This is a genomic window from Arthrobacter glycogeni (genome assembly GCF_054510815.1).
Window position 1 is genome coordinate 40,113 of record NZ_JBTNDV010000002.1, and the last position, 18,911, is coordinate 59,023.

Sequence of the window (18,911 nt, forward strand, 5' to 3'; positions counted from 1 at the left end):
GATCGAGGTACCCACCCCTCCTCAGTCCGACCCGGCAGCGACGCTCGGTCGGGAAGGACTACCATGATTCCCACAGACACCACGGGCCCGGTCTCGACAGGCAGCAGGCCCTTCTCGAAGCGCCGAGCCCGACTAGCCGCCGTCATCCTGACCGCACCGCTCCTTGCCGCACTCATGTCGGCCCCCGCGCTGGCCGACCACACAGAGGTACCGGGCGCCGTCGGGCTCGTCGGCTCCCTGCAATCCGAGCTCGGCTGTCCTGGCGACTGGCAGCCCGAATGCGCGGCAACACGACTTGTACCCGTGGATGGATCGCCCGATATCTGGGCAGCAACCTTCGATGTTCCCGCCGGCTCCTATGAGTACAAGGTGGCGCTGAATGACTCCTGGGGAGAGAATTACGGTGCCGACGGTGCAGCTGGTGGCGCAAACTTAGCCGTGCAGACCGCGGGTGGGCCGGTGACTTTCACCTACGACCATCGGACGCATGTCATCTCCAGCGACGTACCGCAGGCACCCACGGCCGGGATGGCCAGCCACTGGCTCGCCGAGGACACCCTCGTCTGGGATGTTGATCTGCCCGCCGAGACGCAGTACAGGCTGTACACGGCGCCCGACGGCGGCCTCGCCGTCGAGGACGATGGCGTCACGGGCGGGGCGTACCTCGCGGTTGAGCGCAGTGGCGACGCATTGCCGGCCGATCTCGCGGCCCGGTATCCGCACCTGAGGGATCTCGACACTTTCAAGCTCGGCCGGAAGGATGCCCGGAACGCAGGCAACCTGCTGAAAGGGCAGCTGCTCCTGGCGGCGGTGTCGCCCGACGGCACCGTGCTGGCGGTCACCGGTGTCCAGGTACCCGGCGTGCTCGATGACCTCTATTCGGGCGCCTCCCGCAAAGAGCTCGGGCTCACCTGGAAGGGTACGAAGCCGCAACTCGATCTCTGGGCGCCGACAGCGCGCAGCGTCTCAGTGCAGGTCTTCCGCGAGGGCTCGGGCGGGGATCCCATCGCCACTCGCGCCCTCCGGCAGGACAAGAACGGCATCTGGAGCGTCAGGGGTGAAAAGGACTGGAAGGACGCGTACTACCTGTACGACGTCGAGGTCTTCGTGCCCGAAACCGGCACCGTCGAGCACAACCTGGTGACCGACCCCTACAGCGTGGGCCTGTCCACGAACTCGGAGCGGTCCCTCTTCGTTGACCTCGCGGATCCGGCCCTCCTACCAGCTGACTGGAACCGGCTCGCGAAGCCCGTCCTTGAGCGCCCCGAGCAGTTGAGCGTCTATGAACTCCACGTACGGGACTTCTCAATTGGCGACACCACCGTGCCCGAGGCTGAGCGCGGAACCTATGCTGCCTTCTCACGACAGGACAGCGACGGCATGAAGAACCTCTCCGAGCTCGCCAACAGCGGGCTGAACGCTGTTCACCTTCTGCCCGTTAACGACATCGGCACCGTCGAAGAGGACAGGTCTTTGCAGGCCGAACCCGCGTGTGACCTCGTGTCCTACGCACCGGACAGCACGGAGCAGCAGGAGTGCGTCTCGGCGGTCGCCGGGCAGGACGGTTTCAACTGGGGCTACGACCCGCTGCACTACACGACGCCGGAGGGCTCCTACTCAACAAATCCCGAGGATGCTACTCGCATCCGCGAGTTTCGCGGCATGGTCGCCTCGCTCAACGAATCCGGACTGCGTGTCGTCCAGGACGTTGTCTACAACCACACGGCTGGCGCGGGCCAAGCGGCAACGAACAATCTCGATCGCATCGTTCCGGGCTACTACCACCGACTCAATCCTGAGTCGGGCGCCGTCGAAACCTCGACCTGCTGCCCCAACACGGCAACCGAAAACACCATGATGGGCAAGCTGATGATCGACTCCATCGTGACGCTCGCACGGACCTACAAGCTGGACGGATTCCGATTCGACCTGATGGGGCACCATTCGAAGCAGAACCTCCTCGACGTCCGCGCGGCGCTGGATAAACTGACTCTTAAACGCGACGGTATCGACGGTAAGTCGATCTACCTCTACGGCGAGGGCTGGAACTTCGGGGAGGTCGCAGATAACGCCCGCTTCGAGCAGGCCACGCAGGCCAACATGGCCGGTACCGGCATCGGAACCTTCAACGACCGTCTCCGTGACGCGGTGCGAGGTGGAGGTCCGTTTGACGAGGATCCACGGGTCCAAGGCTTTGCGTCGGGGCTGCTGACCGACCCGAATGGCATCGAGGTGAACGGGACCGAGGAGGAACAACGCGCACGACTGCTCCAGTCTCAGGACCAGATCCGGGTGGGCCTAACTGGCAACCTCAAGGACTATTCCTTTACTGACCGGTTCGGCGATGAGGTCACTGGGGCAGACATCGACTACAACGGCTCTCCCACTGGATATACCGCCGACCCGCAGGAAGCCATCACCTACGTGGAGGCACACGACAACGAGACCCTCTTCGATGCCCTCGCCTTCAAGATGCCGGTCGACACGCCCATGGCTGATCGGGTCCGGATGCAAACGTTGGCCCTTTCGACAACAGCGCTGGGACAGGGGGTGTCCTTCTGGCATGCAGGAGGAGAGGCGCTAAGGAGCAAGTCCCTGGACCGCAACAGCTACGACTCCGGCGACTGGTTCAACGTCCTGGATCACACGGGTACGGACAACGGTTTCGGACGCGGGCTGCCTCCGCGCACCGACAATGAGGACAAGTATGACTTCATGCGGCCGCTGCTCGCCGATCCGACCCTCAAGCCCTCACCCGCTGACATCGAATTGGCTCGCACACAGGCACAGGAACTGCTGCGCATCCGCCAGAGCAGCCCTCTCTTCAGCCTGGGTACGGCGGATCTTGTCCAGCAGAAGCTCTCCTTTCCCGGAACCGGCCCAGATCAGGCACCCGGGGTGATCGTGATGCACCTCGACGACACCGCCGGTCCGGACCTCGATCCCGAGCGCACTGGCATCGTGGTGGTATTCAACGCCTCCGACGAAAGCGCTGTGCAGCAAGTCCCTGCGGCGATAGGCCAGGGATTCACGTTGCACACCGTGCAAGCCGATGGGAGCGACGAAACAATCCGCCAGGCAACAGCCGATGCAGACGGTGTCTTTACCGTCCCTGCGCGGACGGTGGCGGTCTTCGAGGCGATAACTTAACCTTGAGTGGCAGTTTTCACGGGCGGGGACGCTGGAAGGGATAGTGTTCGACCATGGACTTCCAGGAGGACCAGCGCCGGTACGGGCGACCCGACCACGTCGCCATTCTGCGGCAGCGGTATGGAGACAAGCCAGGGCTCGACGGCGGCCGAAGCAGGTGCCCAACCAGTGGCTCCACGTGGCAGCCTTCGCACTGGTGTTCGCCGGTCTGGCCGCTGCCACAACGGCAATGCTGCTACCCGGGACGGGCGCTGCGCTCCCGGCGATTCTAGCCGTCGTTGTCGGAATAGCCGCAGGGCTGGGCCGGGCGGCGATCATCCGCGACGTGAACCCTAGGTAACGGTGCAAGAGCAAGCTGTGCTGCGAGCGCAATCTAGCACTCGCCTTGACCGAGTGCTAACCAATGCATAAGGTCAGACTTGGCACTCTCACCATGAGGGTGCTAATTCCTTCAGGAAGCGTGAGCCGGCACCGCGACGACGGTCAGCGCTAACCGAAGGCCTTGATTCCATTTGTCACCCAAGCGAAGGAGAGGTCCGAGTGTCGGTCTCTATTAAGCCTCTTGAGGATCGTATTGTTGTTCGCCCACTGGAAGCCGAGCAGACCACTGCCTCGGGTCTGGTGATCCCGGATACTGCCAAGGAAAAGCCCCAGGAGGGCGAAGTTGTTGCAGTGGGCCCGGGCCGTGTTGACGACAACGGAAACCGCGTACCTGTCGATGTAGCCGAAGGCGACATCGTCATTTACTCCAAGTACGGCGGAACCGAAGTCAAGCATGCCGGCGAGGAGTACCTCGTACTCTCCGCCCGCGACGTGCTGGCGATCGTCGTTAAGTAGTTTCCCCAAGAGAACCCCGGCCGCACAGGCCGGGGTTCTCTTGTCGGTGCGTGAAGACCCACCCAAGACCACCGGCTGTACCAGGTATTGCACATGCAGGATTTGCACAATGGAAGAGGAACCACATCATGGCAAAGCAGTTGAAGTTTGATGACGCTGCACGCCGCGCACTGGAAGCGGGAGTCAACAAGCTAGCTGACACCGTCAAGGTGACGCTCGGCCCCCGCGGCCGCAACGTCGTGCTGGACAAAAAGTGGGGCGCCCCCACGATCACCAACGACGGCGTGACCATCGCCCGTGAGATCGAACTGGACGACCCGTTCGAGAACCTGGGGGCGCAGTTCGCCAAGGAAGTTGCCACCAAGACCAACGACATTGCCGGTGACGGCACCACCACCGCCACTGTCCTGGCGCAGGCCCTGGTGTCCGAGGGTCTCCGGAACGTCGCCGCAGGTGCTGCCCCTTCGCAGCTCAAGCGCGGCATCGAGGTCGCCATCGAGGCAGTAGCAGCCCGCCTGCTGGAGAACGCCCGCGAAGTTGTCGGTCAGCAGACCGCCAGCGTTGCTTCCATCTCAGCCCAGAGCTCGGAGGTCGGCGAGCTCATCGCTGAAGCCTTCGAGAAGGTCGGCAAGGATGGCGTCATCACCATCGAAGAGTCCTCCAGCACGCAGACCGAACTGGTCCTCACGGAGGGCATGCAGTTCGACAAGGGCTTCCTCAGCCCCTACTTCATCACCGACGCCGAGCGCCAGGAAGCAGTGCTTGAAGACGCCCTGATCCTGATCAACTCCGGCAAGATCTCCTCGCTGCAGGAATTCCTCCCGCTGCTGGAGAAGGCGCTGCAGGCGGGCAAGCCACTGTTCATCATCGCCGAGGACATCGACGGCGAGGCGCTCTCCACCCTCGTGGTGAACAAGATCCGCGGCACGCTGAACGTCGTCGCCGTCAAGGCGCCGGGCTTCGGCGACCGCCGCAAGGCCATGCTGCAGGACATCGCCACGCTGACCGGTGCTCAGGTAGTTTCTCCTGATCTCGGCCTCAAGCTGGACCAGGTGGGTCTTGAGGTGCTGGGTTCGGCACGCCGGATCACCGTCACGAAGGACACCACCACCATTGTTGACGGCATCGGCAGCGAGTCCGATGTTGCCGACCGCGTGGCCCAGATCCGTGCCGAAGTTGAGCGCACCGATTCTGATTGGGACCGCGAGAAACTTCAGGAACGCCTGGCCAAGCTGGCCGGCGGCATCGGAGTCATCAAGGTGGGCGCAGCCACTGAGGTTGAGCTCAAGGAAAAGAAGCACCGGATCGAGGACGCCGTGTCAGCGACACGTGCCGCTCTCGACGAGGGCATCGTCGCCGGTGGCGGCGCCGCGCTGATCCACGCCTCCAAGGCACTGGACACCGACGCATCAGTCCTCGCCCTCGAGGGCGATGCGGCAACTGCGATCAACCTGGTCCGCCGCGCATTGGCCCAGCCACTGCGCTGGATCGCCGAGAATGCTGGCCACGAAGGCTACGTCGTGGTGCACCGGGTGGAGGAGCTTGAGCCAGGACACGGCTTCAACGCCCTCACCGGCGAGTACGAGAACCTGGTCGACGCCGGGATCATCGACCCCGTCAAGGTCACCCGCTCCGCCCTGCGGAACGCGGCGTCCATCGCGGCTCTAATTCTCACCACCGAAACACTGGTGGTCGAGAAGCCCGAGGCCGACGACAACGAGGGTCACAGCCACTAGTCCTCCACAGGTACTTGTACGGCTAGCGTATGACAGCACCCCCGGTCCGCGGACCGGGGGTGCTGTCATACGCGAACATATCGACGGTGTCCGGTTTTGCCTCGCGCCACCGCGGGTGAGTCCGTCCTCGACCGTACCGCGGCTCGCCCAGCAGGTTTGGCGGTCCGCTCCTTGAGGTCCGCGGGTGTGTCCAACCCCACGCCCTCGGAATAGGGTGCACCCTGCAATCGTTTTAGGATGAGAGTCTGGCAGTCCGACCATCCCTCGGCCAGCTGCCGCCGAAAGACCATCTGAGAAAGAGGCGACGTAGTGAGCCATCCGTCCCAGCGTGACGAAACCCACGACCCCTTCGGATTCGTTGGGCTGACGTACGACGACGTCCTGCTCCTGCCCGGCCTCACCGACGTGATTCCGTCGGAAGCCGACACCAGCTCGCGGGTTTCCAAGCGCATCACCGTCCAGACACCCTTATTGTCCTCCGCCATGGACACGGTCACCGAAGCCCGAATGGCCGTCGCGATGGCCAGGCAGGGCGGCCTCGGCGTCATCCACCGCAACCTCTCCATCCAGGATCAGGCCGAGCAGGTGGACCGGGTCAAGCGCAGCGAATCCGGCATGATCACCCACCCGGTCACCATCGGCCCCGACGCCACCCTGGCCGAACTCGACGAGCTATGCGGACACTACCGGGTCTCCGGTCTGCCAGTGATTGACGACGACGGCCGGCTGCTGGGGATCGTCACGAACCGGGACACCCGGTTCGTCTCCGAACACGAATGGCCACACCGGCTGGTCCGCGCCGTCATGACCCCCATGCCGCTCATCACCGGGCAGGTGGGGATCAGCGGCGAGGACGCGATCGGTCTACTGGCCAAAAACAAGATTGAGAAGCTTCCATTGGTGGACACCGACGGCGTCCTCCGCGGCCTCATAACGGTCAAGGACTTTACAAAAGCCGAGCAGTATCCCCTGTCCACCAAGGACGACGAAGGCCGCCTGCGGGTCGGAGCGGCGATTGGCTTCTTCGGCGACGGCTGGGAGCGCGCGATGGCCCTGGTCGATGCCGGCGTCGACGCACTCTTCGTCGACACGGCCAACGGCCACAGCGCCGGCGTCCTCGACATGGTGGCCCGGCTCAAAGCCGAACGATCACTCGCCCACGTCGACATCATTGGCGGCCAGGCAGCGACCCGTGAGGGCGCACAGGCGCTGATCGACGCCGGCGCCGACGGGATCAAGGTGGGCGTTGGACCAGGATCCATCTGTACCACCCGCGTCGTTGCAGGTGTCGGAGTGCCACAGGTCACCGCCATCTACGAGTCGGCCAAAGCCGCAATCCCTGCCGGCGTCCCGGTAATCGCCGACGGCGGCCTCCAGTACTCGGGTGACATCGGCAAAGCGCTGGTCGCTGGAGCCGACACCGTCATGCTGGGTTCTCTCCTCGCCGGCTCCGCGGAAGCCCCTGGCGAATTGATCTTCGTCAACGGCAAGCAATACAAAACCTATCGCGGCATGGGATCGCTGGGCGCCATGCAGACCCGGGGCAAGAACACCTCCTACTCCAAGGACCGCTACTTCCAGGCGGACGTCATCGGCGACGACAAGCTGATTCCCGAGGGCGTCGAGGGTCGGGTCGCCTACCGGGGTCCGCTGGCATCGGTGGCCTACCAGTTGGTCGGTGGGCTGCGGCAGACCATGTTCTACACCGGGGCCCGTACCATCGGTGAGTTGAAGGCCAAGGGCAAGTTTGTCCGGATCACTTCGGCCGGTCTGAAGGAATCCCACCCCCACGACATCCAAATGACCGTCGAGGCGCCTAACTACGGCAGCAAGTAAAACCCCCGCGGCGGGCTCCCGATGACCGGCCTGCCCGGCCCGGTCGCCGGGCCGGGCTCGGGGGACTTAGGCCGAGGCCTTGTCCTTCGGCTCCTGAGCCGATGACTTGAGGGCGTCCCGTCCGTCGACCGGTGGCTGGCTGTCCTCGCCCGCCCGGTAGTCGAGTTCAGCCTTGAGCTCCTCATAGCGGGATTCGGTTTCGGGATCAACCTCCTGGTCCTCGATGTACTCGAGATCCAGCTGGCGGTTGACCTTGCTGTTGAGAATCTCCACCTGGCTGTCCTCCAGGGGTGCCAAGTCTGCCGGAAATGACTGCTCCGGTGAAAGCCTGCTCTTATCGCCCATCGCCCGTACCTTTCGACAATTGTGTTCGAAACTCTCTCGCACAGGGCAGTCTACGTTGAAAGGCGAGCTGTAGTCAGCCAGCGGTCCGATGTCCGCTATTGCGTCCGGCGCCCAGCTCTTCAATCAAATTCCGTAGTTCAGCGCGCAGGGTTTCTGACAGAAGCCCGCCGCCGAGGATCAGCGATTGCTCGATCGTCTGCGCGCTGGCCAGAGCGTTCTTGCCAGCATCGGACACCGAGACCAGCTGGATTCGCTGATCCAGCTCTCCCCGCACCCGGTGGACATACCCAGTCGTCTGGAGCTTCTCAATAGTTTTGCCCATGGTCTGGTTCTGGACGCGGATCAGTTGGGCAAGCCGTGTCTGGTTGATCGGACCGTGATCTTCCAGCACGCGTAACGCGGTGTAGCCAGCGTGGGTGAGGCCGAGATCTACCAGGCCCGCGTTCCAGGCGTGGTCGACTAAGCGTGCCGCGGTGGTCAACAACCTTCCGGTGGGCCACTGCTCCAGATCCTGCATGTCGACACTTCCTTTGGTGGTGGAGATCGATGGACCGGGACCGTGCCAGCTCCTGTGTCCCGGACGCCATCAACCCTAGTCCCCTTGGGGCCAAAAAGGAAAGCACGCTTATCACCTTCAGGGCGCTTACCGGAACTAAGGGACTCTTTGCATGCCGCCCTGGGATAGCCTTGAGGAGTGACTAACGAGATAGAAATTGGCCGAGGCAAGCGCGGACGGCGGGCATATTCGCTCGACGATGTGGCGGTGGTCCCGTCCCGCCGCACCCGCGACCCGTATGACGTGTCGGTGCAGTGGCAGATTGACGCGTACCAGTTCGAGATGCCAGTCATCGCGGCGCCAATGGACTCCGCCATGTCGCCGGCGACCGCCATTGCCATGGGCCGCCTCGGCGGTCTCGGGGTCCTCAACCTTGAGGGACTGTGGACCAGGTATGAGGACCCGCAGCCTGTGCTGGACGAGATTGCGGGTCTCAGCACCGAAAACTTCAGTCCGGCTGCTACCCGCCGGATGCAGGAAATCTACAGCGCCCCCATTCAGGAGGGACTGATCACCAGCAGACTCGCCGAAATCCGGGAGGCGGGCGTCACTGTGGCAGGGTCGCTGACACCGCAGCGCACCCAGGAGTTCTACAAGACCGTGCTAGCCGCGGGAGTCGACATCTTCGTGATCCGCGGCACCACGGTCTCGGCCGAGCACGTCTCCAAAAACGATCAGCCGTTGAACCTCAAACAGTTCATCTACGAACTCGATGTCCCAGTCATTGTCGGCGGGGCCGCCGGGTACACCCCCGCGCTCCACCTGATGCGCACCGGTGCCGCCGGGGTGTTGGTCGGATTCGGCGGGGGAGCGACGACGACGACGCGCCGCGCCCTGGGCATTCATTCGCCCCTCGCCTCCGCCATCTCCGACGTGGCAGCAGCCCGACGTGACTACATGGACGAATCGGGCGGCCGCTACGTGCATGTGATTGCCGACGGCGGAATGGGCGCCAGCGGCGACATCGTCAAAGCCATCGCCATGGGAGCCGACGCCGTCATGCTCGGTTCCGCACTTGCCCGGGCCGAGGAGGCTCCCGGTAAGGGCTGGCACTGGGGGCAGGAAGCCCACCACGATGAGCTGCCCCGGGGAGACCGGGTGAATATTGGCACGGTGGGTCCGCTCAAGGAGGTGCTGTGGGGCCCCTCCCACCACACCAACGGCACCTCCAATGTGATCGGCGCCTTGCGCCGGGCCATGGCCACCACCGGTTACTCGGATCTGAAAGAGTTTCAGCGGGTGGAAGTAGTCCTTTCCCCCTACCTTTCCAACGGCTGATTGCTAAGGTGGGGGAACGTAGTATCGAACCCGACGAAGGATCGCCGCCATGTCATCAGGTGTACTGAGCCCCAAGAACCGTGAAGATGCGATTACAGCGTTAAAAGCCACCGCGGAGTCCGGCCAGGAACTGGATATCCTGATTGTCGGAGGCGGCGTCGTTGGTGCCGGGTCAGCGCTCGACGCCGTGACGCGCGGACTCGACGTGGGGATGGTTGAGGCCCGAGACTGGGCCTCCGGTACATCGTCGCGATCCTCGAAGCTAATCCACGGTGGCCTGCGGTACCTTGAGATGCTCGACTTTGCCCTGGTGCAGGAGGCGCTGAAGGAACGCGGCCTACTGATTCAGCGGATTGCCCCGCACCTCGTCCGACCGGTGCCGTTCCTTTATCCGCTGACCAGGCGTTTCTTCGAACGCCCCTACGTCGGCGCAGGGATCCTGTTGTACGACACGATGGGCTTGACCTCCGGCAACTCCCGGGGGGTGCCCATGCATAAGCACCTATCCCGTCGTGGCACCCTGAGGGCAGCTCCGAGCCTGAAGGACGACGCCATGGTGGGCTCGATCCGCTATTACGACGCTCAGGTCGACGACGCGCGGTACGTGGTCAACATGGTGCGCACCGCAGGGCACTACGGCGCCAAGGTGGCCAATCGGGTAACCGTCGTCGACTTCCTCAGGGAGGGCGAGCGCGTAGTCGGTGCCCGCGTGAAAGACCAGGAAACCGGCGAGCAGTTCGAAATCCGCGCCAAACAGGTCATCAACGCGACGGGCGTCTGGACTGACGAAACGCAGGCCATGGTCACCGACCGTGGCCAGATGAAGGTCAGGGCGTCAAAGGGTATCCACCTGGTGGTTCCACGGGACCGCTTCCAGTCCACCGTCGGCCTGATCCTGCGCACCGAAAAATCGGTCCTGTTCGTCATCCCCTGGGGGCGGCACTGGATCATCGGGACCACCGACACCGACTGGGATCTAGACAAAGCCCACCCGGCAGCGTCCTCCAAGGACATTGACTACATCCTTGAGCACGTCAACAAAGTGCTGCGACGCCCGCTCACCCGAGAGGACGTTGAAGGCGTCTACGCGGGGCTCCGGCCGCTGCTGGCAGGCGAGAGCGACTCCACCGCCAAGCTCTCCCGCGAGCATGTCGTGGCGCACCCCGTCCCCGGCCTGGTGGTAGTGGCTGGCGGCAAATGGACCACTTACCGGGTGATGGCCAAGGACGCGGTCGATGAGGCGACCAGGGCACTCGACGAGCGGGTCCCCGCGAGCTGCACCGAGACCGTTCCCCTGCTGGGAGCCGAGGGGTACAAGGCTGCCTGGAACAAGCGGGCCAGGATGGCAGAGCGCTCGGGCGTCCATGTGGCCAGGGTTGAGCACCTCCTGCAGCGCTACGGAAGCCACGCCGAAGACATCCTCGCCTTGATCCGTGAAGATCGCGCCCTCGGCGAGCCGCTGCCCGGGGCAGACGACTATCTGGGCGCCGAGGTAGTGTACGCGGTCACCCACGAGAGCGCACGGCATATTGACGACGTGCTCACCCGCCGCACGAGGATCTCCATCGAGTCCTGGGATCGTGGGGTGTCCGCCGCCCCAGCCGTCGCCGCCCTGATGGCACCCTTCCTCGAATGGAGTGATGAGCAGGTTGACCGCGAGGTCAAGCACTACCTGGCCCGCGTGGAAGCCGAGCGACTGAGCCAGGAGCAGCCCGACGACATCCTGGCCGACAACGCCCGGATGGGAGTCGAAGATATTGTGCCGCTAAGCTAGGACAGCGGTTCGGACGCCGCGCCGCCTGTCCAACGCAACCCGCGAGAGGTCTACCGTGACCGAGCGTTCTCTTGAATACAACGACGCCAAACTGACTATCCCTGGACTGGTGATCCTCGAAATGGTCGCCGCCAACAAGGAAGAGGCGGCAGCGCAGCTTGCCACGAGACTTTTCGAGAATGGACGGATTTCGCAGCTCGAAGGGTTCCTGACCCAGGTCAACTCCCGGGAACACCAGATGGCTACTGGCTTGCCGGGCGGGGTCGGGCTGCCGCACGCGCGCAGCGACTACGTCACCCAGACCAGCATCGCGGTGGGCGTCACCAAGTACGGTCACAGCCTCGACTTCGGCGCTGTCGACGGTCCGGCCACCCTCATCCTGCTCATCGCCACCCCATCGCAATCCTTTTCCGAACACCTCGAGGTGTTGGCCACCCTGGCACGCTCACTCTTCAAGGAAAACTTCAGGGAGTCGCTGCGGCGAGCCAACGACACTGAAGTGATAGCCGAACTGATCAACTCGACCCTCGTCTTCTTCGACCACTGAGGGCTCCGCCGCGGTTGTCGCCGGCGTTGTCGCGGAATCGGTGAGGGAACTAGACATCGGTGGGCGACCTTTCCCTCCCGCTCGTCTAGGCTGACCCCGCCGGTCCAGGTTGCTCACCCAGAGACCGGCACCAGACCCGCTCAGCAGCGAATTTTGTTCTCGATCCCGGCTCGGATCCACGTTCTGCCCTCTTCCGTGGACTATTCCGAGCGCCACGACTTCCACAGCGCCGCATAGGAGCCGTCCAGGGCCAGCAGTTCGTCGTGCGAGCCCAGCTCGGTGATCCTGCCGTTCTCGACGACCGCCACTCGGTCGGCGTCATGGGCAGTGTGCAACCGGTGCGCGATCGCGACGACGGTCCTGCCCGCCAGGACCGCATTGAGCGACCGCTCCAGGTCACGGGCCGCCTGCGGGTCGATGAGCGAGGTCGCCTCATCCAGTACGAGGGTGTGCGGGTCGGCGAGGACCAGGCGCGCCAGGGCCAGTTCCTGCGCCTGGGCCGGCGTCAGCTCGTGAGCTCCCGATCCGACCTCGGTCTCGAGGCCAAGCGGCAGGGCGCGGGCCCAGCCGAGCGCACCGACGTCGTCGAGTGCCTGCTCAAGCTCGGCCTCCGTCGCGTCATCCTTGCCCAGACGGATGTTGTCCGCCAACGAGCCGACAAAAACGTGGTGCTCCTGGGTGACGAGCGCCACCTCGCGGCGCAGTGCGTTGAGGGGGCGGTCTACCAGGGGTACATCTCCCACGGTGACTGCGCCAGCGGTCGGCGGGTGAATCCCGGCGATGAGCCGTCCCAGCGTCGACTTGCCCGCGCCCGACGGACCGACCATTGCCAGCCGCTCACCGCGGCGGAGCTCCAGATCAACACCATGCAACACGTCGTGTCCGGGCCGGTAGGCGTACCGTGCCTTGGAGACCAGGATGTCCTCGTTCAATGGTTCGTGATCGGTGGCGTGCCGATCCGGCTGCACCTCCTTGATCCCGACGATACGCGCCAGCGACGCGGCCCCTACCTGAATCTCGTCGGTCCACATGATCAACAGATCCACCGGGTCGATGAGGCGGACCGCGAACAGGGCGACGGTTGCCACGACACCGGGTGTGACCACGTCGAGCGATGCGAGCCAGCCGCCCCAGAGCAGCACCCCGGCGACGGGCAGCCAGAAGGCGAAGTCCGCGGCCGGGAAAAGAACTGTACGCAGCCACAAGGTGTACCGTTCGGCGCGGTAGCTACCGCTCAGGGCTCCGTCGATGCGGTCGCGGCGCAGTGCGCCAAGGCCCAGGGCGTCGACGGTCCGTGCGCCCTCGATGGTCTCAGTGATGGAACCGTTCACGACGGCATAGGTTTCCCGCTCCTTCTGATACCCGGCCGAGCTGCGCTTGAGGTACCACCGGGTCACTGGATACAGCACGGGCAGCCCGACCAGAAGTGCCAGCGCGGTTACCGGTGAGGTGATGACCGCCGCCCCGATGGTGAGCAGGATGGTGACGACGGACACCACTACCTGGGGGACACCGAAGCGTACCGTGTGGGAGACGGCGTCGACGTCGTTGGTGGTGCGGGACACCAGGTCACCCGTTCCCGCCTGCTCCACCGTCGACAGGGGCAGCGAGGTGACCTGTTCCATGAAGTCCTCGCGCAGTTCGGCGAAAACCGTTTCCCCGAACACCATGCCGGCCCGGACCGCCAGGCGCCGCAGGACTGCCTGAACGATCAAGAACGCGAGCATGATCATGGAAATGGCCGCGATGTAGTCGGAGGTGGTTCCGTCGACGACGGCGTCCACGACCCGCCCCAGCAGCACCGGGCCCACTAAGCCGGCGATCGCCGAACCGATGTACAGGGCGACGACGCGGGAGAGCCCGCCCCGGTGGTGCCTGATCAGGCGCGCGGCCTCGGTGCGGACCTGGGCGGGCTCGGCGACGGGAAGTTTCCCCGACGCATCGGTGTTGACAGCTGTTTCACTCACTTCGGATAACCACGTTTCGGTAGGCGGGGTGGCTGGACAGCAGGTCGTGGTGCGTTCCTTCGGCGGCGACGCGGCCATCCTCGAGGTACACCACATGGTCCATCACGCCGAGCATGAGGGGGCTGGCTGTGACCACCACTGTGGTCTGATCGGGCCCGCCGCGGATGCCCTTCAGTCGGGCAGCGATCCGTGACTCGGTGTGGGCGTCGACGGCGCTGGTCGGTTCGATCAGGACCAGCGTCTCAGCGCCGGTCAGGAGTGCCCGGGTGAGAACGAGGCGCTGGCGTTGTCCACCGGAGAAGCCCCTGCCGCGCTCGGTGACCTCATGGTCGAGGCCGTCGTCAACACCGTCAAGGATGTCTAGTGCGCTGGAGGCATCCAATGCTGCGAGGATGCTTGAGTCGTCATGCTGTGACTGCGGATCCAGCTGGGAGCGGAGGGAACCGGTGAATAACTGCGGGTTCGCCTCGCTGACCACGATCCGACGGCGGATGTCCTGCAGGGCGATGTTTTGCAGCGGTTCGGCGCCCCAGCGGACCTCGGCGAGCTCAAGCACCTGATCCTCGAAGCGGCCCAGCCTGGTGGCGAGATCGGCCGACGCCGCGGTGTCCACCGAAACGACCGCTGTCATCCGGCCGGGGCGGATCACGACGCCGGTGCGGGCGTCATGCAGGGGCGAACCGGGGGGAGGGGCAGGGAGGGCGGTCTCCTGGTCGGTTACGTCAGGCTTGACGACGAGGACGGCGATGATCTTCCGGGCGCCGACGTGGGCCCTGATGAAGCGGGCCACGCTGTCGGCCGCCGCTCGAATCGGCGTCATCAGGAAAATTGAGTAGCCGTAGAGCGCCACGAGCTGGCCGGGTCCGATCTCGCCGGACAGTGCCAGGTTCGCGCCCACCCAGGTGAACAGGACGCTGAAGGCGCCCGCGATGAACACCTGGGAGGCTTCAAGATCGGCAAGCGAGTAGGCAACCCGGATCCCGGAATCCCTGGTTTTGACTGACCGTTCCCGGTAGCGGTTCACGAAGATGTGCTCGCCGCCGATACCCCGCAGTACCCGCAGCCCTGCCACGGTGTCGGCTCCGACAGCGGTCATCTTGCCTGACGCCTCACGTTGCTCGCGTTGGCGGGCCTGCAGGGGGCGGACCACAAAGAGGAGCAGTCCGCAGCAGGCGGGGACGCCGACGAGGACGATGATCCCGAGCGGCAGGGAGGTCTGCGCGATGAGCACGCACACCACCAGCCAGGCCACGATCGAGCCTGCGAGCCGTGCCGACACCGCGTAGATTTCGCCGAGCCGGGTGGCATCCGATGCGGCAGTGGAAACCACTTCGCCGGTGGAAAGCTTCCTCGGCAGTGCGTCGCCGGTGCGGGTGATTTTGTACCCGATCAGCCGGATCGAGAGGAAGGCGGCCTGCATCCACCCGCTGATGGCCGTGCGGTGCTCAAGGGTCCCGGCTACTGCCTGCAGGATGGTCAAACCGATCAGGACCCCCACCCAGAGGAGTAGGCGGTCGAAGTTTCCCGACACCACCCCCTCGTCGATGGCCCGGCCCAGGACATAGGGCATGACCGCCTGGGAGACCATCCAGACGGTGCCGAACAGCACCCCGGCAAGCAGGGTGGCTTTCTGCTTCGATGCCAGCCACAGCAGATAGCGGGAGGGGGATCTGAGGTCGGGAGATCCAGGGTCTGGATAGGGATAGGAGCGCACGATCAATCATCCTAGCCCCTTTTGGGCTAAGTGATAGACATTTCCCAATCACTGTGTTGTGATGAAGGGCGTTCCTGCTGATTCACCCGGGCATTCGGTTTTCTACAGGGTGACGAAGTACCGTTGAGAGGTGCTCAAAACCGCGCTGAAACTCCGTTGGATCCTCTCGTTGATCCTCGCCATGGTGATTGCGGCAGTCTTTGTGCTTTTGAGCCAATGGCAGTTCTCCAGTTCGACTGGCGACGCGCCGCCACCAACGAGTACCACCGAACAGGTGCGCCCGCTGATTGATGTCTTCAGCCCCGGCGTTCCGATGACCGCGCCGGTCGCCGACCAAAGGGTCACCATGGACGGCGAATTCCTTGCGGATACGGCCGTGCTGGTCCAGAACCGGCTACAGGGGGATCGGCGGGGGTTCTGGCTGGTCTCGGCATTCGCCGTCGACGGCGCGCCCGCCAACCCGGCGGCCGGTCGCGACGACCAGACAGTGATACCGGTGGTGCACGGCTGGGTCCAGGACGCCGCTGCAGCCAACGAGGTACCCGACCTTGCGGGACCCGGAGTTGTGGTGGGGCGTTTGCTACCCGCCGAGGGCCCGATCGCTGAACGACCAGTGGCGGGTCAGGTCCCGATGCTTGCGACGGCGGAACTCACCAACCGCTGGGACCGGGCCATCTACGCCGGGTTCGTGGTGTCATCAGTCACGACCGTCGACGGAGCGGAACGTGTCCCACAGGCACCGCTGGAGGCTGTCACCGTAGGTCCGCAACCTCAGGACACCCCACTGAACTGGCTAAACATTTTCTACGCGGTCGAGTGGTTTGTGTTCGCCGGGTTTGCCTTCTTCCTGTGGTGGCGCCTGGTAGCCGACGATCACCGTCGCACCCTGGAAGCGGCAGAGGATGCGGCCGCTCTCGAGCACCAACCAACCGAGAATGAGGTACGACAGTGAGCACCCCCGACGTCAACCGGCCAGCAGGCGGCGGCCCCGGTACCGCCAAGACACCCAAGCGGCGGTTCGGCGGCACCCACGCCCAGATCCTCTCGGCGGTGACGTTCTACAAGGTGCTGGCGTATGCCACCGGCGTCATGCTGCTGCTGGTGGTCGTGGAAATGATTGCAGCTTACGGAATGCAGTCCCACATCATGGTCGGGGGCCCCGAAGGGCTGCTCTCGCTGACCGACAAGGAATTCTCGGATACCGCCGCGGGATTCAACTTTTCCACCACCGTCCTGATTGTGCACGGCTGGATGTACGTGGTGTACCTGATTGCCGACTTCCGGCTGTGGCAGATGATGCGCTGGCCGTTCAAACAGTTCCTGCTGATGGCACTCGGTGGGGTGGTTCCGCTGCTGTCCTTCATCGTTGAACGCCGGATCCATCATCGGGTTGACAGTGAACTCGCCGCCCATCCCGAAGCCGCCTCCCGGTACTAGGAGTCGTGGGGTCGTCGCAATGTGCGGTCGGGGGTCGACGGCGACTATTGTTGACGGGTGACTATTCCCGCACCCGGACCCGGAATTTCAGGCGCTGCCGACTCCACCATTGACTCCGCCGACGAGAGCTCCGAGACCAGCCACCGGCCGGTGCTGGTGGTGGACTACGGCGCCCAGTACGCCCAGTTGATTGCCCGCCGTGTCCGTGACGCCGACGTGTACTCGGAAGTGGTTCCTCACACGCTGGACACCGCAGCGCTCCTGGCGAAGGATCCGGTGGCGATCATCCTGTCCGGCGGCCCATCAAGCGTCTACGCCGATGGGGCTCCACGGGTCGATCCCGGGTTGTTCGCGGCTGGCGTGCCAGTGTTGGGGATCTGTTACGGCTTCCAGGCGATGGCCTCCGCCCTGGGCGGCACGGTCGCAAAAACCGGGCTCCGTGAGTACGGTTCGACCGACGTTGCAGCGACCGGGGCCAGCGGGTCATTGCTCGACGGCATCCCTGAGCATCAAAACGCCTGGATGAGCCACGGGGACAGCGTGCAGTCAGCCCCCGAAGGATTCGAGGTGCTGGCGAGCACCGCGGGAGCCCCGGTGGCTGCGTTCGCCGACGAGGACCGGCGCCTCTACGGAGTGCAATGGCACCCCGAGGTAAGGCATTCAACGCATGGCCAGCAGGTGCTGGAGAACTTCCTTTTCAAGGGCGCGGGTCTCGACGCTAACTGGACGACCGGCAACATCGTCGAGGAACAGGTGGAACGCATCAGGGAGCAGGTAGGCGACGCCCGTGTAATCTGCGGGCTCTCCGGGGGTGTGGATTCCGCCGTCGCGGCCGCGCTGGTACAGCGTGCGGTGGGAGACCAGTTGACCTGTGTTTTCGTAGACCACGGCCTCCTGCGCGACGGTGAAGCAGAGCAGGTGGAGCGCGACTTCGTCGCAGCTACCGGCGTGAACCTCTACGTAGCCAACGAACAGAGGCGTTTCCTCGACGCGCTCGCCGGGGTCAGCGACCCGGAAACCAAGCGCAAGATTATCGGCCGCGAGTTCATTCGCGCGTTCGAAGAAGCCGAACGGGCGATCATCGCCCAGGCGCAGGCTCACGGCGAAAAGATCAGGTTCCTGGTGCAGGGAACGCTCTACCCCGACGTCGTCGAATCCGGCGGAGGCGAGGGAGCCGCGAACATCAAAAGCCACCACAACGTCGGTGGGCTCCCCGAGGACCTGCAGTTTGAACTGGTGGAACCCCTCCGTGCGCTGTTCAAGGACGAGGTCCGAGCGGTCGGAGCGCAGTTGGGGCTTCCCGCTGAAATTGTTGGCCGGCAGCCGTTCCCTGGCCCTGGCCTGGGAATCAGGATCGTTGGCGACGTCACCCAGGAGCGGCTGGACCTGCTGCGGCGGGCCGACGCCATCGCGCGGGCCGAGCTGACCGCCGCGGGTCTGGATGACGACGTCTGGCAGATGCCGGTCGTCCTGTTGGCTGATGTCCGCAGCGTCGGGGTGCAGGGCGACGGTCGTACCTACGGCCACCCGATAGTGTTGCGCCCCGTCTCAAGCGAGGACGCAATGACCGCCGACTGGTCGCGTCTGCCGTACGACCTGCTGGCCCGGATTTCCAACCGGATCACGAATGAGGTTGAGGGAGTGAACCGGGTGGTCCTGGACATCACCAGCAAACCGCCCGGAACCATCGAGTGGGAGTAGTTGGGCCGTGGTCGCGGTCGGGATGGGTATTTA

At 64.5% G+C, this 18,911-nt stretch carries 15 protein-coding genes; 11 read left to right on the forward strand and 4 right to left on the reverse strand.

Going from position 1 to position 18,911, the window contains the following annotated elements; all coding sequences use genetic code 11:
* Nucleotides 1-63: 63 nt before the first annotated feature.
* From pulA to guaB, 5 genes are all read left to right on the forward strand, one after another.
* On the forward strand, nucleotides 64-3,150 hold the full coding sequence (gene pulA / locus ACX80G_RS02390; RefSeq protein WP_459305389.1) for a pullulanase-type alpha-1,6-glucosidase: 3,087 nt from the start codon (nucleotides 64-66) through the stop codon (nucleotides 3,148-3,150).
* A 157-nt stretch (nucleotides 3,151-3,307) separates the two neighbouring features.
* Complete coding sequence (locus ACX80G_RS02395; protein ID WP_459305390.1) at nucleotides 3,308-3,490, forward strand: hypothetical protein; 183 nt, start codon at nucleotides 3,308-3,310, stop codon at nucleotides 3,488-3,490.
* Between the two features lie 200 nt (nucleotides 3,491-3,690).
* Nucleotides 3,691-3,987 carry a co-chaperone GroES gene (gene groES, locus ACX80G_RS02400; protein ID WP_459305391.1) on the forward strand — a complete coding sequence of 99 codons (297 nt, stop codon included), beginning with the start codon at nucleotides 3,691-3,693 and terminating at the stop codon, nucleotides 3,985-3,987.
* A gap of 128 nt (nucleotides 3,988-4,115) precedes the next feature.
* The gene (gene groL / locus ACX80G_RS02405; RefSeq protein ID WP_459305392.1) at nucleotides 4,116-5,723 is read left to right on the forward strand and encodes a chaperonin GroEL; all 1,608 of its coding nucleotides are present in this window, start codon (nucleotides 4,116-4,118) and stop codon (nucleotides 5,721-5,723) included.
* Nucleotides 5,724-6,032: 309 nt separating this feature from the next.
* Nucleotides 6,033-7,559 (forward strand): IMP dehydrogenase, encoded by a 1,527-nt coding sequence (guaB, locus tag ACX80G_RS02410; RefSeq protein WP_459305393.1) that lies wholly within the window; start codon nucleotides 6,033-6,035, stop codon nucleotides 7,557-7,559.
* Between the two features lie 66 nt (nucleotides 7,560-7,625).
* Here the strand turns inward: guaB and ACX80G_RS02415 are convergent, their stop codons facing one another.
* Together ACX80G_RS02415 and ACX80G_RS02420 are read right to left on the reverse strand one after the other, a co-directional pair.
* On the reverse strand, nucleotides 7,626-7,904 hold the full coding sequence (locus ACX80G_RS02415; protein ID WP_459305394.1) for a hypothetical protein: 279 nt from the start codon (nucleotides 7,902-7,904) through the stop codon (nucleotides 7,626-7,628).
* A 73-nt stretch (nucleotides 7,905-7,977) separates the two neighbouring features.
* Complete coding sequence (locus ACX80G_RS02420; protein ID WP_459305395.1) at nucleotides 7,978-8,421, reverse strand: MarR family winged helix-turn-helix transcriptional regulator; 444 nt, start codon at nucleotides 8,419-8,421, stop codon at nucleotides 7,978-7,980.
* A gap of 177 nt (nucleotides 8,422-8,598) precedes the next feature.
* On the opposite strand from ACX80G_RS02420, the gene ACX80G_RS02425 reads away from it, so the two are divergent.
* Genes ACX80G_RS02425 through ACX80G_RS02435 form a run of 3 tightly spaced genes read left to right on the forward strand, consistent with a single transcriptional unit; the run spans nucleotide 8,599 to nucleotide 12,059 of the window.
* Complete coding sequence (locus ACX80G_RS02425; protein WP_459305396.1) at nucleotides 8,599-9,738, forward strand: GuaB3 family IMP dehydrogenase-related protein; 1,140 nt, start codon at nucleotides 8,599-8,601, stop codon at nucleotides 9,736-9,738.
* A gap of 49 nt (nucleotides 9,739-9,787) precedes the next feature.
* Nucleotides 9,788-11,512 carry a glycerol-3-phosphate dehydrogenase/oxidase gene (locus ACX80G_RS02430; RefSeq protein WP_459305397.1) on the forward strand — a complete coding sequence of 575 codons (1,725 nt, stop codon included), beginning with the start codon at nucleotides 9,788-9,790 and terminating at the stop codon, nucleotides 11,510-11,512.
* Nucleotides 11,513-11,567: 55 nt separating this feature from the next.
* Entirely contained in the window at nucleotides 11,568-12,059 is a 492-nt protein-coding gene (locus ACX80G_RS02435; RefSeq protein ID WP_459305398.1) for a PTS sugar transporter subunit IIA, read from the forward strand.
* A 200-nt stretch (nucleotides 12,060-12,259) separates the two neighbouring features.
* Here the strand turns inward: ACX80G_RS02435 and ACX80G_RS02440 are convergent, their stop codons facing one another.
* On the reverse strand, nucleotides 12,260-14,104 hold the full coding sequence (locus ACX80G_RS02440) for an ABC transporter ATP-binding protein (protein WP_459305399.1): 1,845 nt from the start codon (nucleotides 14,102-14,104) through the stop codon (nucleotides 12,260-12,262).
* A complete protein-coding gene (locus ACX80G_RS02445; protein WP_459305400.1) occupies nucleotides 14,019-15,740 on the reverse strand; it encodes an ABC transporter ATP-binding protein in 1,722 nt (573 codons plus the stop codon). Before ACX80G_RS02445 ends, ACX80G_RS02440 begins: the two co-directional genes overlap by 86 nt.
* A 130-nt stretch (nucleotides 15,741-15,870) precedes the next feature.
* On the opposite strand from ACX80G_RS02445, the gene ACX80G_RS02450 reads away from it, so the two are divergent.
* The 3 genes from ACX80G_RS02450 to guaA all read left to right on the forward strand — a co-directional run bounded on the left by ACX80G_RS02450 (nucleotide 15,871) and on the right by guaA (nucleotide 18,878).
* Nucleotides 15,871-16,692, forward strand: coding sequence for an SURF1 family protein (locus tag ACX80G_RS02450; protein ID WP_459305401.1), 822 nt, complete (start codon nucleotides 15,871-15,873; stop codon nucleotides 16,690-16,692).
* Nucleotides 16,689-17,177 (forward strand): DUF3817 domain-containing protein, encoded by a 489-nt coding sequence (locus tag ACX80G_RS02455; protein WP_459305402.1) that lies wholly within the window; start codon nucleotides 16,689-16,691, stop codon nucleotides 17,175-17,177. The genes ACX80G_RS02450 and ACX80G_RS02455 overlap by 4 nt, the downstream gene beginning before the upstream one ends.
* A 150-nt stretch (nucleotides 17,178-17,327) precedes the next feature.
* Nucleotides 17,328-18,878 carry a glutamine-hydrolyzing GMP synthase gene (gene guaA / locus ACX80G_RS02460; RefSeq protein ID WP_459305709.1) on the forward strand — a complete coding sequence of 517 codons (1,551 nt, stop codon included), beginning with the start codon at nucleotides 17,328-17,330 and terminating at the stop codon, nucleotides 18,876-18,878.
* Nucleotides 18,879-18,911 lie beyond the last annotated feature (33 nt).

Excerpts from the sequence above, each read along its gene's own strand:
- pulA (WP_459305389.1), top strand. The coding sequence starts at position 64 with ATGATTCCCACAGACACCACGGGCCCGGTCTCGACAGGCAGCAGGCCC.
- groL (WP_459305392.1), top strand. The coding sequence starts at position 4,116 with ATGGCAAAGCAGTTGAAGTTTGATGACGCTGCACGCCGCGCACTGGAA.
- ACX80G_RS02415 (WP_459305394.1), bottom strand. The coding sequence starts at position 7,904 with ATGGGCGATAAGAGCAGGCTTTCACCGGAGCAGTCATTTCCGGCAGAC.
- ACX80G_RS02420 (WP_459305395.1), bottom strand. The coding sequence starts at position 8,421 with ATGCAGGATCTGGAGCAGTGGCCCACCGGAAGGTTGTTGACCACCGCG.
- ACX80G_RS02430 (WP_459305397.1), top strand. The coding sequence starts at position 9,788 with ATGTCATCAGGTGTACTGAGCCCCAAGAACCGTGAAGATGCGATTACA.
- ACX80G_RS02440 (WP_459305399.1), bottom strand. The coding sequence starts at position 14,104 with ATGGCCGCGTCGCCGCCGAAGGAACGCACCACGACCTGCTGTCCAGCC.